The following is a 21758-nucleotide window of genomic DNA, read 5'->3' on the forward strand; positions in this document are numbered from 1 at the left end:
CTAGCCGGCAAAGCCGAAGGCACGCAGACCGTCGAGCACAAACTGCACCGACAGGGCCGCCAGCAGCATCCCCAGCAGACGGGTCACGACGGTGATGCCGGTCTTGCCCAGAAGCCGCTCAAACAGGCCGGAAAACAGGCACATCACCAGAAGGATCGCCAGCACCGCCAGCACCGTGGCCATGACCATGGCAAAGCCGGTAAAGCCGGGCTGCTGGCCGGTCAGCAGGATCACCGTGGCAATCGAGCCGGGCCCGGCCATCAGCGGGATTGCCAGCGGAAAGACCGACGGGTCGTCAAACTCATCCTCTTCGCTGCGGTCCTCGCGCCGTTTGTTGCGGCGTTCGAACAGCATGTCCAGCGCCGTCAGGAACAACAGCACGCCGCCCGCGATGCGGAAGGCGGGCATGGAGATGCCGATGAAGCCCAGCACCGCCTCCCCCAGCGCGGCAAACAGCGCCAGCAGGATTGCCGCGACGATCGTAGCGCGGATCGCGATGGTGCGCCGCTGCGCGGTGGACATGCCCTGGGTCAGGGCCAGGAACACAGGCGTCAGGCCGATCGGGTCGACAATGACAAACAGGGTCACAAAGGCGGTAATAAGGAATGCGGTGTCGATCATTGCGCTTCGGCTTGCTCCAGTTTCTCCAGCGCGTCCATCCACAGGCCTTCGGCCCGCTCCAGCGCCTCGATGCATTCAGCGTGTTTTTTCTGCCAGACCGCCATGTCCGCAGCCTTGCCCGGTTCGTACAGGGTTGGGTCGGCGAGCTTTTCATCAAGCTTTTCGCGCATTTCGCTGAGCTTTTCCACCCGCGCCTCGGACTTGCGCACGTCCGCCCGCAGCGCAATCAGCACATCGCGGGAGGCGCGCTTGGGCTTGGCGGGCTTTGGCGCACCGGTTTTGGCAGCGGGCTTTTCCCGCGCCAGCAGCAGCGCGCGGTAGCTTTCCAGGTCGCCGTCATAGGGGTTCACCGTGCCGTCCGACACCAGCCACAGACGGTCCGCCACAAGGCTCAGCAGATGCATGTCGTGGCTGACCAGGATCACGGCACCGGAATAAGCGGTGAGCGCCTCCACCAGTGCCTCGCGGCTTTCGATGTCGAGGTGGTTGGTCGGCTCGTCAAGGATCAGCATATGCGGCGCGTCGATGGTTGCGATCAGCAGGCTGAGCCGCGCTTTCTGGCCGCCGGACAGCCGCCCGACCTCTGTCTCCGCCTGGGCCGCGGCGAGGCCGAACCCCGCCAGCCGGGCGCGCCATTTCGCAGGCGCCTCATCCGGGCGCAGGCGGCGCAGGTGGTCCAGCGGGGTCTCATCGACATAAAGCTCATCCACCTGGTGCTGGGCGAAATAGCCGATGCGCAGCTTGGAGGAGCGGGTCATCTTGCCCGCCATCAGCGGCAGCCGGTCCGCCAGCAGCTTCGACAGCGTCGACTTGCCCTGGCCGTTCTTGCCCAACAGCGCGATGCGGTCGTCTTGGTCGATGCGCAGGTTCAGCCGCTTCAGCACTTCCGTTCCGCCATAACCGGTGACGCCTCCCTCGATCTGGATGATCGGCGGGGACATTTCCTCGGGCTCCGGGAAGGTGAAGGCGCGCAGGGCTGCCTCTTGCGGGGAGGTGATCGGCTTCATCTTCGCGATCATCTTGAGCCGCGACTGCGCTTGCACCGCTTTCGATGCTTTATAGCGGAAGCGGTCGACGAAGCTTTGCAGATGGGCGCGCCGCGCCTCCTGTTTCTTGGCCTCGGCTTCGGCGACCGCCAGACGGGCCGCGCGGGTCTCTGCAAAGGTGTCGTAGTTGCCCTGATACAGGGTGAGCTTCTTGTCCTCCAGATGCAGGATGGCGCCCACCGCCCGGTTCAGCAGTCCGCGGTCGTGGCTGACGATCAGAACGGTGTGGGGGTATCTCGCCAAGTAGCTTTCCAGCCACAGCGCACCTTCGAGGTCGAGATAGTTGGTCGGCTCGTCCAAGAGCAGCAGATCGGGCTGGGCAAACAGCACCGCCGCCAGCGCCACGCGCATCCGCCAGCCGCCGGAGAAATCGGAGCAGGGGCGTTTCTGGTCCGCGTCGTCAAAACCCAGACCCTTGAGGATCGAGGCCGCGCGTGCCTCTGCCGACCAGGCGTCGATGTCGGACAAGCGGGTCTGGATCTCGGCAATCCGCGCGGGGTCGCTGGCACTGTCAGCCTCGGCCAGCAGGGCGGCGCGTTCAGTGTCGGCGGCCAGCACCGTGTCGGTCAGCGACACGTCGGACGAGGGCACCTCCTGCGCGACACCGCCGATGCGCGCCTTGGAGGGCAGGGAGATACTGCCGCCCTCCAGCGCCAGTTCGCCCCGGATCAGCCGGAACAGGGTGGTCTTGCCGGTGCCGTTGCGCCCGACCAGGCCGACCTTATGCCCGGTGGGAATGGTGGCGGATGCGCTGTCAATCAGCGGGCGGCCTTCGACCGAATAGGTGATGTCCTGAATACGTAACATGATCAGCGGTGTGGCGCAGGTGCCGGGGGCTGTCAATCGGCCTGCCGCGTTCCTCTGGCTGAAATTACCGCTGCGGGGGGCGCACGCGCTTGCGCGCGGTCTGAAAACGTCTTTCCAAGCGCCTCCAGCCATGTTACGCGGCGCGCGGAGTTTCCGGCCCGGGGATACGCCCTGCGGCCCATCAATCAGGAGAATGCCAAATGGCTCTGGAACGCACTTTCTCGATCATCAAGCCCGATGCAACCCGCCGCAACCTGACCGGCAAGATCAACGCCAAGTTTGAAGAAGCCGGCCTGCGCATCGTGGCGCAGAAGCGCATCCACATGACCAAGGAACAGGCAGGCAAATTCTACGAAGTGCACGCCGAGCGTCCGTTCTACGACGAACTGTGCGAGTTCATGTCCTCCGCTCCGGTGGTTGTGCAGGTCCTGGAAGGCGAAAACGCCATTGCCAAGAACCGCGAAGTGATGGGCGCCACCAACCCGGCAGACGCAGCCGCCGGCACCATCCGCGCCGAATTCGCTGAATCGGTTGGCGAGAACTCCGTGCACGGCTCCGACGCTCCGGAAACCGCAGCTGTGGAAATCGCCTACTTCTTCTCCGGCATCGAGCTGGTCGGCTGATCAACCGGTTCACCGGATTGAAATCTGAAGGGGCTGCAGCTTAAAGGCTTGCAGCCCTTTTTTCATGGGTCAAGGAACCGGTTCAGCGGATGCTGCCGTATGCCGGGCTGTTTCTGCTGCGGGCCGGGTCTGTTCCTGGCGTAAGACAGCGAGCGGCCGAACTCGCGCGGCGCGGTCAGTTTCGAGAATGCCCGGCGCCCGAGCCGCTTGGGCAGGGGCTCACCCCGTGAGGCGGTATCCTCCAGGTGGCGGCGCAGCAGCTCTGTGTTGCGGGTGTTGGATTTCCAGGCAATGTCGAACAGGTCGCCCACCAGCGGCACGGAGCCGATGAGGGCGTCGATGCCCGTGTTTGCCGCCATCCGGGCCAGCGTGCCGGCGGAGGCGCCCAGCTGGTAGCCCGAGTACAGGATGTAACCGGCGGGCGCCAGCGACAGGGCGTCGCCGATGCCAGGCACAAGGCCCGCGATGCTGTCCCAGCCGACCCTCAGGCCGATGCCCGGAATGCGGAACGCCCGGTCCATGCGCTGCGCCAGACGCTCCAGCGATTGCAGCTTTTGCTCATGGTGGTGCGGCAGATCAGGCATGACTCGGTGTCCTTGCAATGACCCAGACCGCGTGCACGATGCCGGGGATGTAGCCCAGCAGGGTCAGCAGAATGTTCAGCCAGAAGTGTTTGCCAAGACCGACCTGGAGAAAAACGCCAAGCGGGGGCAGCAGTACTGCGAAAATGATGCGGATCAGGTCCATGCCGGTACTCCTTCTGTTGCACTCGTTTCTGCATGGTTAACGGCTGAACCCGGGAAAAAGTTGCATGAGGGGCCAGAACGGCGGACCGGTGCCGCCGCTTTGACCGCTGGCGCGGACGGGCGGCGGTGCTTACAGGGGCTTCAGATCCGCGGGCGCAGCGCGCACGCCGATCGCGTCCAGTTCTGCCAGCAGTTTCGTGCTGTGCTGCGGCCGGGCGTCGGCCTTGATCGCGTCAAAGCGCTGGCGCAGCTCCTCCTTTTCCTTGCCCTTGCAATCATTCCAGGGGCGCCCCTGCAGTGCCATCACCAGAACGTAATAGCCGATGAAATGCGGCCGGGTGCCGGTCTGCAGCAGCCGGGCATAGGCCGCGTCGGCACCGATGGCGCGCAAGTCTTCGGCTGAGGTGATACCGGCCCGGCGGCAGGCTTCCTCATAAGCGGGGCCAAGGTTGCGGATGGAAGAAATGGCTGTGTTCATGATTTGTTTCTAGCCCCTAAGGGCGCCGGTGTCACGCTGGAAACGGTGTGTTCGTTAACCGCCCAAGCGCGGCCTGACGCTGGGTCTTTTGCCGCACTGCCGGATTGACAGTCGCATATCCGGCGGAAAGCCTTGCGGGCAGGGCAATCGGAACCGGCGGGAGAGCGGCGATGAAGGAACGGCGGCAAATATCTGTGAATGCGGAGGGTTTTGATCTGGCGAACCCGCCAGACGGATTTACGGACGATCCGTTTCCCTTTTACGATGCCTTGCTGCGCGACGCTCCGGTTCTGCCGCAGCCGGACGGCTCGCTGCTGATCTGCCGGCATGCCGACCTTGACCGGATTTACCGCGACACCACGTTGTTCTCCTCGGACAAGAAAAAGGTGTTTGCCCCGAAGTACGGCGCAGGCTCGCCGCTGTTTGAGCATCACACAACCTCACTGGTGTTCTCCGACCCGCCTCTGCACACACGGGTGCGCAAGATCATGACCTCGGCGCTGACGCCGCGGGCGATCGCGCAGATGGAGCCGGGGCTGATCGCAACGGTGGATCACCTGCTGGACACGATGGCGGACCGGAACGAGGCGGACCTGATCGAGGATTTCGCCGCGTCGATCCCGATCCAGATCATCGGCAACCTGCTGGATGTGCCGATGGCGGAGCGCGGCCCGCTTCGCGACTGGTCGCTGGCCATTCTGGGCGCGCTGGAGCCTGTGCTGAGTGCCGAACAGCTGGCCGCAGGGCACCGGGCGGTGGAGGAGTTCAAGGCGTATCTCAGCGGCCTGATTGCCCGGCGCCGGACCAGCCCCGGCGATATCGAAACGGATGTGCTGACGCGGCTGATCCGCGGCGAGGGGGCCGAGGGCGGCTTGAGTGAGGTCGAGCTGATCCAGAACTGCATCTTCATCCTGAACGCAGGCCATGAAACCACCACCAACCTGATCGGCAACGGGCTGGCGCTGCTGCATGATTATCCTGAACAGAAGCGGCGGCTTCTGGAGGCGCCGGAGCTGATCAAACCCGCGATTGAGGAAATGCTGCGGTTCCGCTCCCCCAACCAGCTGGGCAATCGGGAGACCACCGCGGAGGTGGAGATCGGCGGCCACCGGGTGCCCGCGGGCACCAATCTGCATCTGGTGATCGGCGCTGCCAACCGGGACCCTGAGGTGTTTGAGAACCCGGAAGTGTTCGATATTGCCCGAAGCCCCAACCGGCATCTTGCCTTTGCCGGCGGGCCGCATGTCTGCGTCGGGCTGACGCTGGCGCGGCTGGAGGGGAGGATCGCAATCGAACGGTTCCTGTGCCGCTTCCCGGACTACCGCTTGCTGCCCGGTCGGGTGCCCGGCGGGCGGATCCGGTTCCGGGGCTATGCGGCGCTGCCGGCCAGATTGCGCTGACAAACCGGCGCAGGGCCGGGGGCTTGGATCAGAACAGCCCGGCCTCCTTGGCGCAGAGCGCTGCCTGGGTGCGGTTCTTGGCGTCCAGCTTGCGGCACAGGGTGCGCACATGCAGCTTGATGGTGACCTCCTGCAGGTCCAGATCGCGGGCGATTTCCTTGTTCGACAACCCTTTAGACAGGCCGTTCAGCACTTCCAGCTCCCGCGGGCTGAGCTTTTTGGCGAGGGGGTGGGTGCTGGCCGCGGCCTCCTCGCGCATCAGGTCGACCGGCACGTAGATTTCGCCGGCGCTCATGAAACGCACCGCGTTCAGCAGCGATTGCGCGCCCATCGTTTTGGGGATGAAGCCGATGGCGCCGGCATCCAGCGCCTCCTGCGCGGTGCGGGCGGGCGCGCTGCCCGACAGAATGGCCACGCCCTTGCCGCCATTGGCCGCCAGCGCCTTGGCCAGCCCGTCTAGTCCCATCATTCCCGGCATGTTGTAGTCGAGCAGCACCAGATCAAACGGCCCCTCGCCGGAAATCTGCTCAATCGCGCCGGGCAGATCGGTGGCCAGCGCCACCTCGGCACCGCCCTCGGATCTGAGGTAGGCGGAGATCGTTTCCCGCACCATGTCGTGATCGTCTGCCAGCAAAATACGCATGATGCCCCTGGACCTGTTCTGCAACTCACGGTCCCAATCTACAGCCACAAGTGTTTCGAAATTGTCAACCTGGGATTGCGTGCCTGCGTGGTAATAGGACATCTGCTGCCGCTCCTGTGCGATTGCCGGAATATTATTGATAGTAACCCGGCCCGGCGGCGGCTGGTAAGGCAACATTAGGGTGCTCGCGCTATGCTTGCGTCTGGGCACCCTATACGGAAGGTCAGGACCCTATCCTCTGGTGCCGGTTTCCGGGCCGCGCCGGTGTGGCATGTTTCCGGGCAGTATGTTGCTGAACTGAGGAGAGCTGGAAATGAGAGGGATGATGTCACGGGCCGCGGCGCTGGCTGCGATGGTGGTCATAACCTGTGCCGCCGCCGTTTTTGCGGGCGAAGAGCCGAAGGTGCTGCTGTCGGTGCGCATGGAAGGCGCGGCTGAGCCTTCGGCGCAGTACACGATCGCGGATCTGCGCGCGCTTGATCCCGTCACCTTTGAGACGGAGACCATCTGGACCACCGGTCCGCAGCAGTTCACCGGCGTGCCGCTGACTGTTCTGATGGAGCGGATGGGGGTCAGCGGCGGTCAGCTGGTGGCGCATGCGGTGAACAACTACTCGGTCGAAATCCCGGTTTCCGACGCGGTTGTGGGCGGCCCGATTGTCGCCTTTGAACGCAATGGCGCGGAAATGTCGCTGCGCAACAAGGGGCCGCTGTGGGTGGTTTACCCCTACGACAGCAATCCCGACTACCGGACGGAGGAGGTCTATTCGCGCAGCATCTGGCAGCTGGACCGCATCGTGATCCGGCCGTGACCGGCGGGCAGGGGGCCGGCAGCTGATGCTTCACGGGTTTCCCTCTGTGCCGCGCTGGGTTCTGGCCCTGGTGCTGGCCGTCGCTGCGGCGCTGGCGGCGCAGTCGGTGCGGCTGGGCCATCAGGTTCTGCAGGAGCTGGACAAGCTGTCGACCGCGGCCACCGACAACATGCAATGGAACCTGTCCCAGGCCGAGGTGGAGCATCTGAAGCTGCAGACCGCGGTGCTGACGGCGCGCAAGGCTGAGGATCTGCCCCGGCTGCGGCGCCAGTTTGACATTTACTACAGCCGGATCGCGACCTTCCGCGAAAGCCCGCTGTTCGAGGACCTGCGCAGCAGCCAGGGCGGGGCGGGCCTGTTGCAGCAGATGCAGGACCGTCTGGATCGGATGGCGGCCGTAGTGGACAGCGGCGATCAGGCGCTTTTGAACGGTTTGCTGGAACTGGCGGCGGAACTGAACGCAAACAGCAAGGACGTGCGCGAGCTGGCGTTGTTCGGGGTTGTCCTGCAGGTGGACGATACCAAGGACAAGCGGCTGCAGCTTTTCACCATCCTTTACCGGCTGGGCTGGGTGGTCCTGGCTTTGGTGCTGGCGCTGGCGCTGGCGGCGCTGCTGCTTGGGCGGCTGTACCGCAAGGGGCGTGAGATGGCGATCGAACGCAGCCGGGCTGCGGCGCAGATGGAGGCGATGATTGCCTCCTCGCTGGACGCGATCCTGGTGGTCGGCGCCGACGGGCGGATCCAGGCCTTTAACGGTGCGGCGGAATCGGTCTTTGGCTACAGCCGCGATGAGGCGGTCGGCCAGCCGATGGTTAACCTGATCGTACCGGACCATTTGCAGGAGGCGCATAAGGCCGGCATGAGGCGCTTTTTGCGAACCGGTGAGACGCGGGTTGCAGGCAAGGGGCGGCTGCAGCTGGAGGCGCGGCGCAAATCCGGCGAGCTGTTCCCGGTGGAGCTGTCCGTTTCGGTCAGTCAGTCCGGTTCCGAAATGGTGTTTGTCAGCTTCCTGCGCGACATTTCGGAGCGGATCGAGGTGGAAGAAGAACTGCGGCGGGCGCGGGATGACGCCTTGGCGGGCGAGCGGGCCAAGCACAACCTTTTGACGGTCATGAGTCATGAGATGCGCACGCCGCTGACCGGGGTTCTGGGGGCCATCGACCTGATTGAGGGCACCGGGCTGACACAGGAGCAGCGCCGCTATCTGCGGGCCATGCGGGTTTCCGGCGAATTGCTGCTGCATCACGTCAATGACGTGCTGGAGCTGTCGCGGCTGGAGTCCGGTGCCGATTCTGAAAAACTTCGGATATTCGATCTGGATGAGCTGGTGAGCGGCCTGGTCGAGAGCCAGCAGGCCAGCGCCAAGGGCCAGGGAATCGACCTGTCGCTGCATTGCAGCCTGGGGGGGAAACCGGTGGTCGCCGGCCGCCCCCGCGCCGTTCAGCAGGTGCTGTTGAACCTGATCGGCAACGCCCTGAAATTCACCAGAGAGGGTGCTGTCAGCGTTGACGTGATGCGTCTGCCCGACGGTGAAACGGTGGAATTCAGCGTCGCAGACACTGGCCAGGGCATCGCGCCGGAGGATCTGGACCGGATCTTTGAGGACTTTATCACGCTGGACGCCAGCTATGGCCGCGGCAGCGAGGGCACCGGCCTGGGGCTGGCGATCACCAAGCGCCTGGTGGAGGCGATGGGCGGCACCATAACCTGCGAGAGCGAGCCGGGCGAGGGCAGCCTGTTCACCATTTCGCTGGCGCTGCCCCCCGCCAAGGCGCCTCCGCTGCAGGCCGAACAGGACAAGCCGCGGAACAAGGGCGCCTGCCGTCTGCTGATCGCGGAGGACAATGACATCAACCGCGAGCTGCTGGCGACGCTGCTGAGCCAGGAGGGCCATCAAGTTACTGCGGTGCCGGGCGGTGCCGAGGCGGTGGAGGCGGCCGAAGGGGGGCGCTTCGATCTGATTCTGATGGATATCAGCATGCCGGAGGTGGACGGTATTGAGGCGCTGCGCCGGATCCGCGCCGGGCAGTTTGCCGAAGGGACCGATATCGTTGCGCTGACGGCCCATGCTGCGGCCGAGGATCACGCCCGCATTCTGGAGGCTGGCTTTGCCGAAGTGCTGACCAAGCCGGTCAACAAGGCGGAGCTTGCCGATGTGATTGCGCGCCGGGCTGGAGGCGGGGTCAAGGCGCTGCCCAGAATCGAGTCCGACATCCACCAGTTCTTCGAGGCCCTGGGGGCGGAGCGGGCGCGCAGTTTCCTGGTGTTGTTCTGCGATGAGGTGACCCAGCTGCAGGACACGCTGCAGACCTCCACGGCGCTGGAGGACCCGCAGCGCAAGGAGGCGCACAGGCTGGCAGGTTCGGCTGCGGTGCTGGGGCTGTCGGATCTGCGCCGCGCAATGCTGGCTATCGAAAAGGCAGAGCTGGGAGAGGATCCGCCGCTGGCACTCTTCCAGCAGGCCTGGGCCAGTGCCGAAATGATCCTGGCACCGCACCTGCCCTCGTGACAGGGGGGGCGGCAAACCCTGGCGGGGCACTGGGAAAGGGCAAGGGCAGAAAAGCCGAAGCGGCCGCGCTAAACCAAAAGGGGACAAAGCATCGCTGCTTTGACCCCTGGAAATCTGGCTCCGGCGGTAGGGATCGAACCTACGACCAATTGATTAACAGTCAACTGCTCTACCGCTGAGCTACGCCGGAATGTGAGGCGTCGTATAAGAGTTCCAACCTGGGGCGTCCAGAGGAAAATTTGCTTTTGGGGCGATTTTTTTGCGCCCGCTTTCCGGCCGGGTATGCAGGCCTTCGCGGGGCGGAAATCCGGACGCTTCGGGACGGCAGAAGGGGCAGGGGCGGCGGCAGAGCTGGCGATTGGACTCTGCGGCAAGCCGGCCGTGGCGGGCCGGAATACACTGGCAGAAAGCACAGGCAAGAACCAGCGCTGAACAGCCTAAAGACCTGTTTTCAGGTGTTTTTGAAAATGGCTCCGGCGGTAGGGATCGAACCTACGACCAATTGATTAACAGTCAACTGCTCTACCGCTGAGCTACGCCGGAACGGTTCGTGCCGTATAGCGGTCCGCTGATTGGGCGTCCAGAGGGCGGAGGGATTTTTTTGAAAAAAATCAGCCGCCGCGCCGCGCAAAGACGGCTGCGGCGGACAGGGTTTCCTGCGGTGCTGCCAAGCCGCGGCCGCTGAGGTCCACGAGATGGGCAAAGACGTTGCGCTCCGCCGCCTTCAGCAGGGCAGGCGGGGTTTCGGTGTAGATCTGCTCCGCCAGGGCGCGCGCGGTGGCGGGGGCTTGCCCCAGCGCCTGCAGAATCGCAGCCTCGCGCGATTGGCGGTGCGCAATCAGCCAGTCGAGCCGCCCGGCGGGATCTGTGACCGGCGCGCCGTGGCCGGGGTGGAACACCCGCCAGCTGCGCTGGCGCAGGCGGCGGCAGGAGTCCATGAAATCGGTAAGGTCGCCATCCGGCGGCGACACCAGCGAACTGGCCCAGCCCATCACGTGATCCGCAGTGAAGCAGGCATCATTCCAGGCCAGCGCAATATGGTTGCCCAGGTGGCCGGGCGTGTGAATCACCTCCAGTTCCCAGCCATCGCCGCCGATCACGTCGCTGTCGCGGACGGTGATGTCCGGGGCAAACTCTGTGTCGATGCCTTCGCCGCCTTCGGCCAGCCCGCTGGCGGCCAGCCAGGACATAACGGCGCTGCGGCCCGCGCCCGCGCCGCCAAAGGCATAGACCGGCGCGCCGGTGGCCTGGCTCAGGCCGCGCGCCAGCGGGGAGTGGTCCAGATGGCTGTGGGTCACGACAATATGGGTGATCCGCTGACCGGGCTGGACGGCGGCGAGAATCGCCTCCAGATGCGGTGCGCACTCCGGCCCCGGGTCGATCACGGCCAGGCTGCCGGTGCCGATCAGATAGGTATTGGTGCCGCGAAAGGTCATCGGAGAAGGATTCGGCGCAAGGATGCGGCGCAGGCCGGGCTCCAGCTCCACGGCGCGGCCGGGCTGCGGATTAAAGTCGTCTGCTGAATTCATGGTCTTGCACCGCTGTTGTTTTCCTGCACTGATGCGCCGCCGGACCGTCTTTTCTCTTTTCCTGGCGCCCTATAGGCTTAGCCCATGTCCTTCAATTGGCTCAAACGTTATATGCCGCGCAGCCTTTACGCCCGGGCGGCCCTGATCCTGGTGGTGCCGATCGTGGCGCTGCAGATCGTGGTCTCGGTTGTGTTCATCAAGCGGGATCTGGAGGACGTGACCGTGCAGATGACCGCCACCATCCAGCGCGAGCTGGAACTGCTGCGGCAGGTGGCGGAAGCGGCGCCGGATCAGGAGACGGCGCTGGCACAGATGGCGCCGCTGCTGCAGCCGCTGAACATGCAGGCGCGGTATCTGGCGCCCGGGGCGCCGCTCCCAAAGGACCAGTTCAGCCTGATCGAGTTTTCCGGCCGGGTGGTGCGCGACGAGCTGGAGAAAACCTTCCCGGGGTTCCTGGCGGCACGGTTTCCGGCGGACCGCAGGGCGCTGGTCTATTTCGGCACCGCGCACGGGCTGGTCGAGCTGAGCTTTGACCGCCGCCGCCTGACCGCCGCGGCACCGCATCAGCTGATTGTCACCATGCTGCTGTTTGGCTTCCTGATGATGCTGATCTCCTTTCTGTACATGCGCAACCAGCTGCGCCCGATCAAGCGGCTGGCCGATGCCGCAGAGGCCTTTGGCCGCGGGCGGGTGGTGCCGTACTCGCCCAGCGGCGCCACAGAGGTGCGCGCGGCCGGCAGCGCGTTTCTGGATATGCGGGCCCGGATCGAGCGGCAGATCGAACAGCGCACGCTGATGCTGTCCGGCGTGAGCCATGACCTGCGCACGCCGCTGACGCGGATGAAGCTGGAGCTGGCGATGCTGGACGAGGAAGACGCCGCGCCGATGCTGCGCGATGTCGACGAGATGCAGGCGCTGCTGGATGCGTTCCTGGATTTTTCCCGCGGTTCCGCGGTGAGTGAGCCGGAACCGGTGGACCCCCACGACCTGGTCCGCACCATCATTGCCGACTGGCAGCGTCAGGAAAACCAGGTGGCATTGGGCGAGATGAGCGGAGCAGGCGAAGTGCTGCTGCGGCGCCAGCCGGTGCGCCGGGCGGTGGAAAACCTGATTTCCAATGCCGTGCGCTATGGCACCAGGGCGCGGGTGTCGGTGGCGCTGACAGAGCGGTCCTTGCGCATCCGGGTCGAAGATGACGGTCCCGGCATCCCGCCAGAGCAGCGCGGCGATGCGATCCGGCCCTTTACCCGGCTGGATCCGGCCCGCAATCAGAACCGCGGCTCGGGTGTCGGCCTTGGGCTGGCGATTGTGGCGGACACTGCCCGCGCCCATGGCGGCACGCTGCGGCTGGGGGAAAGCGCCGACTTGGGCGGCTTGCAGGCCGATATCGTCATCGCGCGCTGATCCGGCGGCCAGGGGGACGTCCTGTTGGAGGTATCCCTGGTGCCCCGCGGCTGCCAGTCCTGACGCAAAACGGTGTTGAAAGACCTGCCGTGTCTCAGACCGAACCGTTCACCAGCTACCGCCGCGGTCTGGAACGCCCGGCTGCGCATCTCACAGCTATCACGCCGCACGCGGGGTGCATCTGCGGGTGCGGCAGCGGGGGGATTGGGTCCGGCGCGCGGAGATTGCAGGCCGCGTCAGGTGCTGTGGCGGATGATCTGGTAGGCCCGGCAGGATTCGAACCTGCAACCAAAGCGTTATGAGCGCTCTGCTCTAACCGTTGAGCTACAGGCCCGCCATTGTCCTGTGGTTAGAAAATGGCGCGCGGGAGGTCAAGCGGCGATTGCATCGCGGTGCTGCGGCCGCGGCCTTCTGTGCCGGGATGCAATCGCTTGTTTCCTTCTCTTCCGCCTTGCGCTAAAGGCTGCCGCAACGTGTTGGAAGGAGCCAAATGATGACCAGCGGCAAGAACGGCCTGACCTATGCAGACGCAGGTGTGGACATTGATGCGGGCAACGCCCTGGTCGACCGGATCAAGCCGGCCGCCAAGCGTACCAACCGCCCCGGCGTGGCCAGCGGGCTGGGCGGATTTGGCGCTCTGTTCGATCTGAAAGCCGCCGGTTACAGCGATCCGATCCTGGTCGGCGCCACCGATGGTGTCGGCACCAAACTGCGGATCGCGATCGACACCGGCGTGGTGGATGGCGTTGGCATCGACCTGGTGGCGATGTGCGTCAACGACCTGGTGTGCCAGGGCGCTGAGCCGCTGTTCTTCCTCGACTATTTCGCCACCGGAAAACTGGAAACCGACACTGCTGCCCGCATCATCGAGGGCATTGCCGAGGGCTGCGTGCGCTCCGGCTGCGCGTTGATCGGCGGAGAAACGGCAGAGATGCCGGGCATGTACCCCGAAGGCGATTTTGACCTTGCAGGCTTTGCCGTGGGCGCGATGGAGCGCGGCTCTGCGCTGCCTGAAGGCGTGGTCGAGGGCGACGTGCTGCTGGGGCTGGCGTCCGACGGCGTGCATTCCAATGGCTATTCCCTGGTGCGCAAGCTGGTCGAGGTCTCCGGGCTGGGCTGGGATGCGGACTGCCCGTTTGGCGAAGGCACTCTGGGCGCGGCGCTGCTGACCCCGACGCGTCTCTATGTGAAGCAGTGCCTGGCGGCGGTGCGGGCAGGCGGCGTGCATGCGCTGGCCCATATCACCGGCGGCGGCCTGACCGAGAATCTGCCGCGCGTGCTGCCCGAGGACCTGGGCGCCGACATCGACCTGAACGCCTGGGACCTGCCGCCCGTGTTCAAATGGATGGCAGAGACCGGCGGCATTGCCGAAGCAGAAATGCTCAAGACCTTCAACTGCGGCATTGGCATGATCCTGTCGGTCGCGGCGGACCGCGCCGATGAGCTGGTGAAGGTGCTGGAAGCCGAAGGCGAGACAGTGGCCCGTCTGGGCACCGTCACCAAAGGCGCCGGCATGCGCTATGCGGGCAAGCTGCTGTGAGCCACAAGAAGGTCGCGATCTTGATATCCGGCGGCGGCTCCAACATGGTGTCGCTGCTGGAGAGCATGACCGGCGGCCATCCGGCGCGGGCCTGTCTGGTACTGTCCAACAACGCAAGTGCCGGCGGGCTGGCCAAGGCCGCTGCCGCAGGTGTGGCCACTGCCGTGGTGGACCACCGCCCCTTTCAGGGCGACCGGGCGGCCTTTGAGGCTGAGCTGGTGAAACCCATTTTCGAGGCCGGTGCGGATATTGTCTGTCTGGCCGGTTTCATGCGGGTTCTGACCGCCGGGTTCGTGTCGCAGTTCGAAGGCCGGATGCTGAACATTCACCCCTCGCTGCTGCCGAAATACAAAGGGTTGCACACTCACGCCCGCGCGCTTGAGGCGGGCGACGCGGAGCATGGCTGCACCGTGCATGAGGTGACGCCGCGCCTGGACGACGGCCCGGTGCTGGGCCAGGCCAGGGTGCCGGTTCTGCCCGGCGACACGCCGGAAACGCTGGCGGCGCGGGTGCTGGTGCAGGAGCACAAGCTGTACCCGGCCGTGCTGCGCCGCTTTGCCGCTGGCGACAAAACCCCGGTCCAGCTGCCCTAGCGCCGTTCCTGCACGGCTGCGCTGTTGCCGTGCCAATCCAGCAGATCCTTCGGCGGGGCCGGGGCCAGAAGCGCGGGCAGGCTCAGAAGCAATAGCAAAGCAGCAGCAGCCAGCAGCGGAATCATCCCGCGATGCGGCGCAGTTCCTGCAGTTTTTGCGGCGGAAAAGTCGAGTGAAGTCATCGGTCATTCTCCTGTTTGCGATGCACACCTAATCTAGGGGCTGCACTTACATCAGGGAAATGAATGTTTGACGACAGTATTATCACAAACAGTGAATTCAGGGGCGCCGGTACGCCAGCGGCTGTGCCGCTTGCAGCACAAATCCACGGCGGCAGCGGCACCTGTTTGCATTGCCCGGAACAAGCGCGTATCACGTCCCGGCCCACGTGAGATTGAAAAGCGGTAATTGATGAAAACCCTGACCACGACCGAAGAACTGCAGGCCTTTTGCGATGCCGCCGCACAGCATCCCTATGTCACTGTGGATACCGAATTTCTGCGCGAGCGGACCTATTATTCCAAGCTTTGCCTGATTCAGCTGGCCTTTGCCGGCGATGGTGAAAACGACGCTGTGCTGGTTGACCCGCTGGCCGAGGGCATCTCGCTGGAGCCGCTTTATGCGCTGTTTCGCGACGAAAGCGTGGTTAAGGTGTTCCATGCCGCACGTCAGGACCTCGAGATCTTCTGGGTCGATGCGAGCGTCTTTCCCAAGCCTCTGTTTGACACTCAGGTTGCGGCAATGGTCTGCGGCTTTGGCGAGCAGGCGGGGTATGAAACCCTGGTGCGCAAGATCGTCAAGCAGGGGCTGGACAAGACCTCGCGCTTTACCGACTGGTCGCGCCGCCCGCTGAGCGAGGCGCAGAAGACATATGCGCTGGCGGATGTGACCCATCTGCGCAAGATCTACGAATTCCTGGCGGCCGAGCTGGACAAGAGCGGCCGGTCCCACTGGGTCGCGGAAGAGCTGCAAGTGCTGACCGATCCGGCAACGTATGACATCCAGCCGCAGGAGGCCTGGCAGCGGGTCAAGACCCGCACCAACTCGGGCAAGTTCCTGGCGGTGGTGCGCGAGCTGGCGGCGTTCCGCGAGATTTACGCGCAGAGCAACAACGTGCCGCGCAACCGGGTGTTCAAGGATGACGCGCTGGTGGAGCTGGCCTCGACCAAGCCGCGCACTGCGGCGGAGCTGGGCGGCTCTCGTCTGCTGCTGCGCGAGGCCCGCAAAGGCGCGATTGCCGAGGGCATCCTGGAGGCGGTGGCCAAGGGCGTCAGCTGCCCGGCGGAGAAGTTCCCCCGCCTGGACCGCAGCAGGGAGAAGCTGCAGGTGAACCCGGCGCTGGCAGACCTGCTTCGGGTGCTCCTGAAGGCCAAGACCGAGGCCGAGGGCGTTGCGGCCAAGCTGATCGCGCCGAGCGCCGATCTGGATGCCATCGCTGCGGGCCTGCGGGATGTGCCGGCCCTTAGCGGCTGGCGCCGCGAGGTGTTCGGTGCCGATGCGCTGCGGCTTTGCGAGGGCAAGATCGGCCTTGCCGCCAACGGCCAGGCGGTACAGGTGGTGGAGCTGTAAAGAGCTCTCACCTGCGCAAAAGAAACGCCCGCAAACGCGGGCGTTTTTTGTTTCAGTCCTTTACAGCGTTAAGGATCAGCGCCGGCGGCTTTCCCGTGCGTTCTCCGCGCCGTTCACCCGGACCAGGCGGATTGCCTCAAGATCCTCATTGGACAGCGTGCGGGCCGCGTGAAGCGTCCGGCTGAATTCGCTGCCCTTCAGGGTTGCTTCCTCCGGATAGACCACCCGGAAGTCATAGGCCAGAACGCCGTCCTCTGCTGTTTCAGCCTTGCGCAGCTCGACATCAAACGCGCCCTGGCGCGCAGCAACGCCGGAGGCGTGAATGATGGCCCCGGAGGCGGTGCGCTCAATCTGCAGCCCGGTGACCTGGCTGATCAGGACGCTTTTGTCCTCTGGCGGCTTCTTGGCGAAAATCCCGCGCGCGTTGCTTTCTTGCGGCAGCAGCGGATTGGTGCCCTGCGGCACCGTTGCCTCTGCGGGGGCCGATCTGCCGAACCAGTTGGTGGGGTTGACCCGCGAGTCTTTCCAGCCGCCGCAGCCGGCCAGACCCAGCGCTGCGGCCAATGTGAGAGCCAATGGTTTGTGCATCTGTCCCCGCCCATTCAAAATGTCTTTGCAAGGGATTACCCGATTGGCCGAAGCTTGAAAAGCGGTTGAAATGGTGCGGGCAGGGGCTTAGGTGCTGATCAGCCCCGGAATGCGGATTTTGAGGATGGACGGACGATGGCCACAGCCGCCTTTGAAGAGATCGTGGAAGACTTCGAGTTCATGGAGGACTGGGAGGACCGTTACCGCCATGTGATCGACCTGGGCAAGGCGATGGAGCCGCTGGACGACGCGCTGAAGGTGCCCGCCACCAAGGTCGACGGCTGCGCCAGCCAGGTGTGGCTGCATGCGACGGTCGAGGGCGGGGTGTTCCGGTTCGACGGCGACAGCGACGCAATGATTGTGCGCGGTCTGATCGCGGTGCTGCGCAAGCTGTATAACGGTTTGCCCCTGCAGCAGGTGGTGTCGGTGGACGCCAAGGCGGAACTGGGCCGGCTGGAGCTGAATGAGCATCTGTCCTCGCAGCGCTCCAATGGCCTCAGGGCAATGATCGAGCGGATCCGCGAAACCGCGATGGCGCAGGCCTGAGGCTGACCGGGGCGAGGGGCCGGCCCCTCGCGCTCCCCGGGATATTTTCAGCCAGAAGAAGAGGAACCCTTGGCCCAGGCGGTCAGGGATGTTTCCAGATCGCCATAGCCGGTGTGGCGGTGCTCGAACTCCAGCCCCATGCGGTCTGCGCATGCGCGGGCCTTTTCCATCAGCTTGGGGTCGCTGGTCTGCGACTGGTAGATCAGCTTGGTGTAGTTGCCGAACACCATGTCCCGCAGCTCCGGATTCTTGTCGAGGCCCATCGGGCGCCAGACGAAAGCGTCGAACTGCTTGACCAGGAAATCGGTGAGGTAGAAGGCGGTGATTTCGCCTTCTTCCGAATGGCGGGCGAAGATCTCGTTGCCCTCGAAGAAGGAATAGCAATGCGGGCCTGCCACCATCTCGACGCCCAGCTCGGCGCATTTGCGCTCCAGCGCGCCGCCGGTGCCGCAATCGGCATAAACCACAAATATCTTGTCATAGACGGCTGAATGCTTGGCCACGGCGCCGTCGATGGCGTCCACAATCTGCTCCGGATAGAGGTGCAACTTGGCAGGCAGGCAGGTGAGGTCGATGTGATCCAGCCCGTTTTTCTCATTGATGTCAATGATTTCACGCGCAAGCGCGCCGCAGGCGATCAGCAGGATGCGGCCGGTCTTCTTTTCAGGGGCGGCCAGGCCCTGTTCGGTGAGGGAGCTTTCCTCAAGTGTCCGCCCGGTGGGGGGGCGGAAGGCAGCCCGCTCTGTCAAGCGGGCTGCGCGTCCTTTGCGTGCCAAATCAGGCGCTCATCGCGTTGTGCTTGCGCGCGACGAAATCCTTGGCCATTTCCACGGCCACGGCTGCGTCCCGGCAATAGCCGTCGGCGCCGATTGCCTTGCCGAACTCTTCGTTCAGCGGCGCGCCGCCAACCAGCACGATGTAGTCGTCGCGCAGGCCCTGCTCGATCATGGTGTCGATGACCACTTTCATGTAGGGCATAGTGGTGGTCAGCAGAGCGGACATGCCGAGGATGTCGGGCTTATGCTCAGCCATGGCTTCCAGGTAGTTCTCGACCGGGTTGTTGATGCCGATGTCGTAAACTTCGAAGCCGGCGCCTTCCATCATCATCGACACCAGGTTCTTGCCGATGTCGTGGATGTCGCCCTTGACGGTGCCGATCACCATGGAGCCCATGCGCGGGGCGCCGGTTTCCGCCAGAAGCGGCTTCAGGATGGACATGCCGCCCTTCATCGCGTTGGCCGCCAGCAGCACTTCGGGAACGAACAGGATGCCGTCGCGGAAGTCGGCGCCGACGATGGTCATGCCGCCCACCAGAGCCTTGGTCAGGATGTCGTAAGGCGCCCAGCCGCGCTCGAGAAGGATGTTCACGCCTTCTTCGATTTCCTCTTTGAGACCATCATAGAGGTCGTCAAACATCTGCTGAACAAGTTCCTCGTCATCGAGTTCCGAGAGGATGATGTCTTCTTCGTCCGACATGCGCCTAATCCTTGCTGACGGGGATGTCCCCGGTGTTGGCCTATTTCAGAAGCTTTTGTGACAGAATGCCGCCCGCGGACTGCATTATTTGCGACATTGCCGCTGTTCTAACCGACGTATAGAGACAATTTCGGTGCAAGAATAATGAAGATTCCACATGGAAATCTTCGATTTTGGCCATTTGTTCTTTATTTGTTCCGGTGTGGCGGTTATTTTGCGCCTATGCCACAGGAATTCACGCCAGATCCCCTGCGCCGCAAAGCGCGCGCCAGCCTCAGCAATGCGGCAGGCCGCTATGATATGGTGCGCGATGCGGTCGATGACGGCTGGTTTCAGGAGACGCCGGAGGCGGTGATTCCCACCGAGGTGCGGCAGGAGGCGGCGCGGTCGATCATCACCTACAACCGGTCGCCCGATCTGCCGTTTGACCGGTCGATCAACCCGTACCGCGGGTGCGAGCATGGTTGCATATACTGCTTTGCGCGGCCCACCCATGCCTACTTGGGCCTGTCGCCGGGGATGGATTTCGAAACACGGCTGATTGCGCGGCCCAATGCGGCGGCGGTGCTTCGGCGGGAGTTGTCGGCGCCGCACTACAAGGCGGCCACTATCGCGCTTGGCACCAATACCGATCCCTACCAGCCGTGTGAGCGGAACTATGGCATCACCCGGGCCTGCCTGGAGGTGCTGCGCGATTTCAATCACCCGGTGGCAATTGTAACCAAGGGCGCATTGGTCGAGCGCGATCTCGATATCCTGGCACCGATGGCAGCGAAGGGGCTGGTGCGGGTCGGCATTTCCGTCACCACCCTGGATGCGGATCTGTCGCGCCGGATGGAGCCGCGTGCGCCACTTCCCGCCAGGCGTCTGGCCGCGATCCGGCGGCTGACGGCGGCAGGCGTGCCGGTGCGGGTGATGACTTCTCCCGTAGTGCCGGGGCTGACGGATCATGAGCTGGAGGCGCTGCTGGCCGCGGGGGCTGATGCCGGCGCCGATGCCGCAAGCTGGATCATGCTGCGGCTGCCGCGGGAGGTGTCGGAGCTGTGGCAGGAATGGCTGGCGGAACATGAGCCGGGCCGCGCCGCCAAGGTGATGGCGCGGCTGAGGGAGATGCACGGCGGGCGCGATTATGACCCGCGCTGGGGCCACAGGATGCGGGGCGAGGGCCGGTACGCCGAGATGATCGCGCAGCGTTTCAAGGCGGCCTGCAAGCGTCTGGGGTTGCGGGAGCGGACGCCGGAGCTGCGCTGCGATCTGTTCGCCCGCCCGCCGCAGCCCGGCGATCAACTGGCGTTGTTCTGATCTGTTCTTGAACCGCCGTGGCGGCGCTTCTGTGCTATGCTGGAGGTCTTCATGACGGAAAGGAAGGTGTCCAATGGCATCTGTAGCTGTGAAGGCGCGTGTCACCGGGCGCGTGCAGGGCGTGGCTTTCCGCGCCTGGGCCAGGGCGGAAGCGATGCGTCATGGGCTCACGGGCTGGGTCCGCAATGAACCTGACGGGTCCGTGCGGGCGTTGCTGATAGGGCCGTCGGCCAGTGTCGCCGACATGGTGCGCAGAATGGGCCGCGGCCTCGGGGCGGCCTCAGTGAAGGACGTTCTGACGGAGAAAACCGATCCCGACCCGGAGATCCGCGGATTCAGCATTGTCGGCTAAGCAAAGGTGAGGACCGCGGCGGTGCGGGCAACGGGAGCTAAAAAAAGCGCCGCATGCTGACATGCGGCGCCAATCCTGTTCCGGCCTTTACTGGCCTGCTGCTGTGGTCAGGGGCGGCGGCGGCCGCGGCGGCCGCGGCGCTCGCCGCCGGCTGCGGCATCCTCGCCGGTGCCATCGCTGTCAGAGGTGAAGGGGCCCAGAACCTCGACGATCTGTTCCAGTGCCGGGCGGCCGCCGCGCGGGCGGCTGTCGAGCGCCGCGCGCATGTGGCGCAGGTGGTCGGGCATGGTGCCGCAGCAGCCGCCGATGATCTTGGCGCCCGCGTCCCGGGCCATTACCGCATATTCGCCCATCAGTTCCGGGGTGCCATCGTAGTGGATGTGGCCGTCGACATATTTCGGAATGCCGGCATTGCCCTTGGAGATGATCGGGCGCTCGGTGCCCTGGGCGGCAAAGCCCAGAACGGTGCGCAGAATGTCGGAGGCGCCGGTGCCGCAGTTGGCGCCGAAGGCCAGCGGCGCGTTGTCGAATTCCTCCACCAGCTGGGCGAAATCGGCCGAGGTTACCCCCATCATGGAGCGGCCAGCGGTGTCAAAGCTCATGGTGCCGCACCAGGGCATGTCTGCCAGTTTGAAGGCCTCCGCCGCAGCGCGGAATTCCTCCGGCGCGGAAATGGTTTCCAGCCACAGCACATCAGCGCCGCCTTCTTTCAGGGCGTCGGCCTGCTCGTGGAACATCTCAACCGCCAGCGCGTGGGACATGGCGCCGACGGGTTCGAAGATTTCCCCGGTCGGACCGACGGAGCCGGCCACGGCAATCTTGCGCTCCGCCTTATCGGCCACTTCGCGGCCAAGCTCGGCGGCAATCCGGTTCAGCTCGCGCACGCGGCCCTGTGCGTCATGCAGTTTCAGGCGTGCGGCGGTGCCGCCGAAGCTGTTGGTCAGGAACAGGTCGCTGCCCGCATCGACAGAGCCCTGGTACAGCGCCATGATCTTCTTGGGTTCGTCCACGTTCCACAGTTCCGGCGCATCGCCGGACTGCAGACCCATGGCAAACAGATTGGTGCCGGTTGCGCCATCCGCCAGCAGCACATCCCTGGTGTCCAGCAGCTGTTTGAAAGTATTCGTCATCAGTTTTGTCCCATGTCAGCAGGCCGCCCCGGCGGTGCGGACGGC

General features: G+C 64.6%; 22 protein-coding genes and 3 tRNA genes. 11 read left to right on the forward strand and 14 right to left on the reverse strand.

Annotated features, from left to right (window positions below; genetic code table 11):
* Both R2C4_RS07360 and R2C4_RS07365 read right to left on the reverse strand, forming a co-directional pair.
* On the reverse strand, positions 1 to 621 hold the full coding sequence (locus R2C4_RS07360) for a MarC family protein (RefSeq protein WP_058288099.1): 621 nt from the start codon (positions 619 to 621) through the stop codon (positions 1 to 3).
* A complete protein-coding gene (locus R2C4_RS07365) occupies positions 618 to 2474 on the reverse strand; it encodes an ABC-F family ATP-binding cassette domain-containing protein (protein ID WP_141892059.1) in 1857 nt (618 codons plus the stop codon). Before R2C4_RS07365 ends, R2C4_RS07360 begins: the two co-directional genes overlap by 4 nt.
* Positions 2475 to 2674: 200 nt before the next feature.
* On the opposite strand from R2C4_RS07365, the gene ndk reads away from it, so the two are divergent.
* Complete coding sequence (gene ndk / locus R2C4_RS07370; protein WP_008556653.1) at positions 2675 to 3097, forward strand: nucleoside-diphosphate kinase; 423 nt, start codon at positions 2675 to 2677, stop codon at positions 3095 to 3097.
* 62 nt (positions 3098 to 3159) lie between these two features.
* Here the strand turns inward: ndk and R2C4_RS07375 are convergent, their stop codons facing one another.
* From R2C4_RS07375 to R2C4_RS07385, 3 genes are all read right to left on the reverse strand, one after another.
* Positions 3160 to 3681: a DUF4112 domain-containing protein gene (locus R2C4_RS07375; protein ID WP_141890148.1), complete on the reverse strand. Its 522-nt coding sequence runs from the start codon at positions 3679 to 3681 to the stop codon at positions 3160 to 3162.
* The gene (locus R2C4_RS07380; protein WP_008553983.1) at positions 3674 to 3844 is read right to left on the reverse strand and encodes a YqaE/Pmp3 family membrane protein; all 171 of its coding nucleotides are present in this window, start codon (positions 3842 to 3844) and stop codon (positions 3674 to 3676) included. The genes R2C4_RS07375 and R2C4_RS07380 overlap by 8 nt, the downstream gene beginning before the upstream one ends.
* A gap of 129 nt (positions 3845 to 3973) precedes the next feature.
* Positions 3974 to 4321, reverse strand: a complete 348-nt coding sequence (locus tag R2C4_RS07385) for a TfoX/Sxy family protein (protein WP_058288101.1) — start codon at positions 4319 to 4321, stop codon at positions 3974 to 3976.
* 170 nt (positions 4322 to 4491) lie between these two features.
* On the opposite strand from R2C4_RS07385, the gene R2C4_RS07390 reads away from it, so the two are divergent.
* Positions 4492 to 5721 (forward strand): cytochrome P450, encoded by a 1230-nt coding sequence (locus R2C4_RS07390; protein WP_141890149.1) that lies wholly within the window; start codon positions 4492 to 4494, stop codon positions 5719 to 5721.
* Between the two features lie 28 nt (positions 5722 to 5749).
* On the opposite strand, the gene R2C4_RS07395 is transcribed toward R2C4_RS07390, so the two are convergent.
* On the reverse strand, positions 5750 to 6364 hold the full coding sequence (locus R2C4_RS07395; protein ID WP_058288103.1) for a response regulator: 615 nt from the start codon (positions 6362 to 6364) through the stop codon (positions 5750 to 5752).
* Positions 6365 to 6686: 322 nt separating this feature from the next.
* On the opposite strand from R2C4_RS07395, the gene R2C4_RS07400 reads away from it, so the two are divergent.
* Entirely contained in the window at positions 6687 to 7175 is a 489-nt protein-coding gene (locus R2C4_RS07400) for a putative pterin-binding protein (RefSeq protein ID WP_141892060.1), read from the forward strand.
* A gap of 25 nt (positions 7176 to 7200) precedes the next feature.
* Complete coding sequence (locus R2C4_RS07405) at positions 7201 to 9684, forward strand: PAS domain-containing hybrid sensor histidine kinase/response regulator (protein WP_141890150.1); 2484 nt, start codon at positions 7201 to 7203, stop codon at positions 9682 to 9684.
* A 115-nt stretch (positions 9685 to 9799) separates the two neighbouring features.
* On the opposite strand, the gene R2C4_RS07410 is transcribed toward R2C4_RS07405, so the two are convergent.
* The 3 genes from R2C4_RS07410 to R2C4_RS07420 form a co-directional block, all read right to left on the reverse strand.
* Positions 9800 to 9874, reverse strand: a tRNA-Asn gene (locus R2C4_RS07410).
* A 278-nt stretch (positions 9875 to 10152) separates the two neighbouring features.
* Positions 10153 to 10227, reverse strand: a tRNA-Asn gene (locus R2C4_RS07415).
* 68 nt (positions 10228 to 10295) lie between these two features.
* On the reverse strand, positions 10296 to 11213 hold the full coding sequence (locus R2C4_RS07420) for an MBL fold metallo-hydrolase (protein ID WP_141890151.1): 918 nt from the start codon (positions 11211 to 11213) through the stop codon (positions 10296 to 10298).
* Between the two features lie 84 nt (positions 11214 to 11297).
* On the opposite strand from R2C4_RS07420, the gene R2C4_RS07425 reads away from it, so the two are divergent.
* Complete coding sequence (locus R2C4_RS07425) at positions 11298 to 12617, forward strand: ATP-binding protein (protein WP_058288107.1); 1320 nt, start codon at positions 11298 to 11300, stop codon at positions 12615 to 12617.
* Positions 12618 to 12875: 258 nt separating this feature from the next.
* Here the strand turns inward: R2C4_RS07425 and R2C4_RS07430 are convergent.
* A tRNA-Ile gene (locus R2C4_RS07430) sits at positions 12876 to 12951 on the reverse strand.
* A 159-nt stretch (positions 12952 to 13110) separates the two neighbouring features.
* On the opposite strand from R2C4_RS07430, the gene purM reads away from it, so the two are divergent.
* The 3 genes from purM to rnd all read left to right on the forward strand — a co-directional run bounded on the left by purM (position 13111) and on the right by rnd (position 16319).
* Positions 13111 to 14157 (forward strand): phosphoribosylformylglycinamidine cyclo-ligase, encoded by a 1047-nt coding sequence (gene purM / locus R2C4_RS07435; protein ID WP_141890152.1) that lies wholly within the window; start codon positions 13111 to 13113, stop codon positions 14155 to 14157.
* The gene (purN, locus tag R2C4_RS07440) at positions 14154 to 14750 is read left to right on the forward strand and encodes a phosphoribosylglycinamide formyltransferase (RefSeq protein WP_141890153.1); all 597 of its coding nucleotides are present in this window, start codon (positions 14154 to 14156) and stop codon (positions 14748 to 14750) included. Before purM ends, purN begins: the two co-directional genes overlap by 4 nt.
* Before the next feature lie 411 nt (positions 14751 to 15161).
* Positions 15162 to 16319: a ribonuclease D gene (gene rnd, locus R2C4_RS07445; protein ID WP_141890154.1), complete on the forward strand. Its 1158-nt coding sequence runs from the start codon at positions 15162 to 15164 to the stop codon at positions 16317 to 16319.
* A 75-nt stretch (positions 16320 to 16394) separates the two neighbouring features.
* Here the strand turns inward: rnd and R2C4_RS07450 are convergent, their stop codons facing one another.
* Complete coding sequence (locus R2C4_RS07450) at positions 16395 to 16907, reverse strand: hypothetical protein (RefSeq protein ID WP_141890155.1); 513 nt, start codon at positions 16905 to 16907, stop codon at positions 16395 to 16397.
* A gap of 135 nt (positions 16908 to 17042) precedes the next feature.
* Here R2C4_RS07450 and R2C4_RS07455 point away from each other — a divergent pair, with 135 nt between their 5' ends.
* Entirely contained in the window at positions 17043 to 17453 is a 411-nt protein-coding gene (locus R2C4_RS07455) for a SufE family protein (RefSeq protein ID WP_008555164.1), read from the forward strand.
* Positions 17454 to 17500: 47 nt separating this feature from the next.
* On the opposite strand, the gene R2C4_RS07460 is transcribed toward R2C4_RS07455, so the two are convergent.
* Together R2C4_RS07460 and R2C4_RS07465 are read right to left on the reverse strand one after the other, a co-directional pair.
* Positions 17501 to 18229 (reverse strand): DUF1638 domain-containing protein, encoded by a 729-nt coding sequence (locus R2C4_RS07460; protein WP_141890156.1) that lies wholly within the window; start codon positions 18227 to 18229, stop codon positions 17501 to 17503.
* Position 18230: 1 nt separating this feature from the next.
* Positions 18231 to 18929, reverse strand: a complete 699-nt coding sequence (locus R2C4_RS07465) for a corrinoid protein (RefSeq protein ID WP_058286688.1) — start codon at positions 18927 to 18929, stop codon at positions 18231 to 18233.
* Positions 18930 to 19151: 222 nt separating this feature from the next.
* On the opposite strand from R2C4_RS07465, the gene R2C4_RS07470 reads away from it, so the two are divergent.
* Together R2C4_RS07470 and R2C4_RS07475 are read left to right on the forward strand one after the other, a co-directional pair.
* The gene (locus R2C4_RS07470; RefSeq protein WP_141890157.1) at positions 19152 to 20231 is read left to right on the forward strand and encodes a PA0069 family radical SAM protein; all 1080 of its coding nucleotides are present in this window, start codon (positions 19152 to 19154) and stop codon (positions 20229 to 20231) included.
* 73 nt (positions 20232 to 20304) lie between these two features.
* Positions 20305 to 20583: an acylphosphatase gene (locus R2C4_RS07475; protein ID WP_141890158.1), complete on the forward strand. Its 279-nt coding sequence runs from the start codon at positions 20305 to 20307 to the stop codon at positions 20581 to 20583.
* Between the two features lie 107 nt (positions 20584 to 20690).
* On the opposite strand, the gene bmt is transcribed toward R2C4_RS07475, so the two are convergent.
* Positions 20691 to 21713, reverse strand: a complete 1023-nt coding sequence (bmt, locus tag R2C4_RS07480) for a betaine--homocysteine S-methyltransferase (protein ID WP_141890159.1) — start codon at positions 21711 to 21713, stop codon at positions 20691 to 20693.
* Positions 21714 to 21758: the final 45 nt, after the last annotated feature.

The sequence above is a fragment of the Leisingera aquaemixtae genome (genome assembly GCF_006740765.1).
Classification (GTDB): Bacteria; Pseudomonadota; Alphaproteobacteria; order Rhodobacterales; family Rhodobacteraceae; genus Leisingera; species Leisingera aquaemixtae.

Bases quoted from the DNA above. Each gene is read 5' to 3' on its own strand.
- R2C4_RS07425 (WP_058288107.1), top strand. From the start codon at position 11,298: ATGTCCTTCAATTGGCTCAAACGTTATATGCCGCGCAGCCTTTACGCC.
- R2C4_RS07375 (WP_141890148.1), bottom strand. From the start codon at position 3,681: ATGCCTGATCTGCCGCACCACCATGAGCAAAAGCTGCAATCGCTGGAG.
- R2C4_RS07420 (WP_141890151.1), bottom strand. From the start codon at position 11,213: ATGAATTCAGCAGACGACTTTAATCCGCAGCCCGGCCGCGCCGTGGAG.
- rnd (WP_141890154.1), top strand. From the start codon at position 15,162: ATGAAAACCCTGACCACGACCGAAGAACTGCAGGCCTTTTGCGATGCC.
- ndk (WP_008556653.1), top strand. From the start codon at position 2,675: ATGGCTCTGGAACGCACTTTCTCGATCATCAAGCCCGATGCAACCCGC.
- R2C4_RS07475 (WP_141890158.1), top strand. From the start codon at position 20,305: ATGGCATCTGTAGCTGTGAAGGCGCGTGTCACCGGGCGCGTGCAGGGC.
- R2C4_RS07405 (WP_141890150.1), top strand. From the start codon at position 7,201: ATGCTTCACGGGTTTCCCTCTGTGCCGCGCTGGGTTCTGGCCCTGGTG.
- R2C4_RS07380 (WP_008553983.1), bottom strand. From the start codon at position 3,844: ATGGACCTGATCCGCATCATTTTCGCAGTACTGCTGCCCCCGCTTGGC.
- R2C4_RS07365 (WP_141892059.1), bottom strand. From the start codon at position 2,474: ATGTTACGTATTCAGGACATCACCTATTCGGTCGAAGGCCGCCCGCTG.
- bmt (WP_141890159.1), bottom strand. From the start codon at position 21,713: ATGACGAATACTTTCAAACAGCTGCTGGACACCAGGGATGTGCTGCTG.
- R2C4_RS07450 (WP_141890155.1), bottom strand. From the start codon at position 16,907: ATGCACAAACCATTGGCTCTCACATTGGCCGCAGCGCTGGGTCTGGCC.
- R2C4_RS07465 (WP_058286688.1), bottom strand. From the start codon at position 18,929: ATGTCGGACGAAGAAGACATCATCCTCTCGGAACTCGATGACGAGGAA.
- R2C4_RS07395 (WP_058288103.1), bottom strand. From the start codon at position 6,364: ATGCGTATTTTGCTGGCAGACGATCACGACATGGTGCGGGAAACGATC.
- R2C4_RS07400 (WP_141892060.1), top strand. From the start codon at position 6,687: ATGATGTCACGGGCCGCGGCGCTGGCTGCGATGGTGGTCATAACCTGT.
- R2C4_RS07470 (WP_141890157.1), top strand. From the start codon at position 19,152: ATGCCACAGGAATTCACGCCAGATCCCCTGCGCCGCAAAGCGCGCGCC.
- R2C4_RS07360 (WP_058288099.1), bottom strand. From the start codon at position 621: ATGATCGACACCGCATTCCTTATTACCGCCTTTGTGACCCTGTTTGTC.
- purM (WP_141890152.1), top strand. From the start codon at position 13,111: ATGACCAGCGGCAAGAACGGCCTGACCTATGCAGACGCAGGTGTGGAC.
- R2C4_RS07455 (WP_008555164.1), top strand. From the start codon at position 17,043: ATGGCCACAGCCGCCTTTGAAGAGATCGTGGAAGACTTCGAGTTCATG.
- R2C4_RS07385 (WP_058288101.1), bottom strand. From the start codon at position 4,321: ATGAACACAGCCATTTCTTCCATCCGCAACCTTGGCCCCGCTTATGAG.
- R2C4_RS07390 (WP_141890149.1), top strand. From the start codon at position 4,492: ATGAAGGAACGGCGGCAAATATCTGTGAATGCGGAGGGTTTTGATCTG.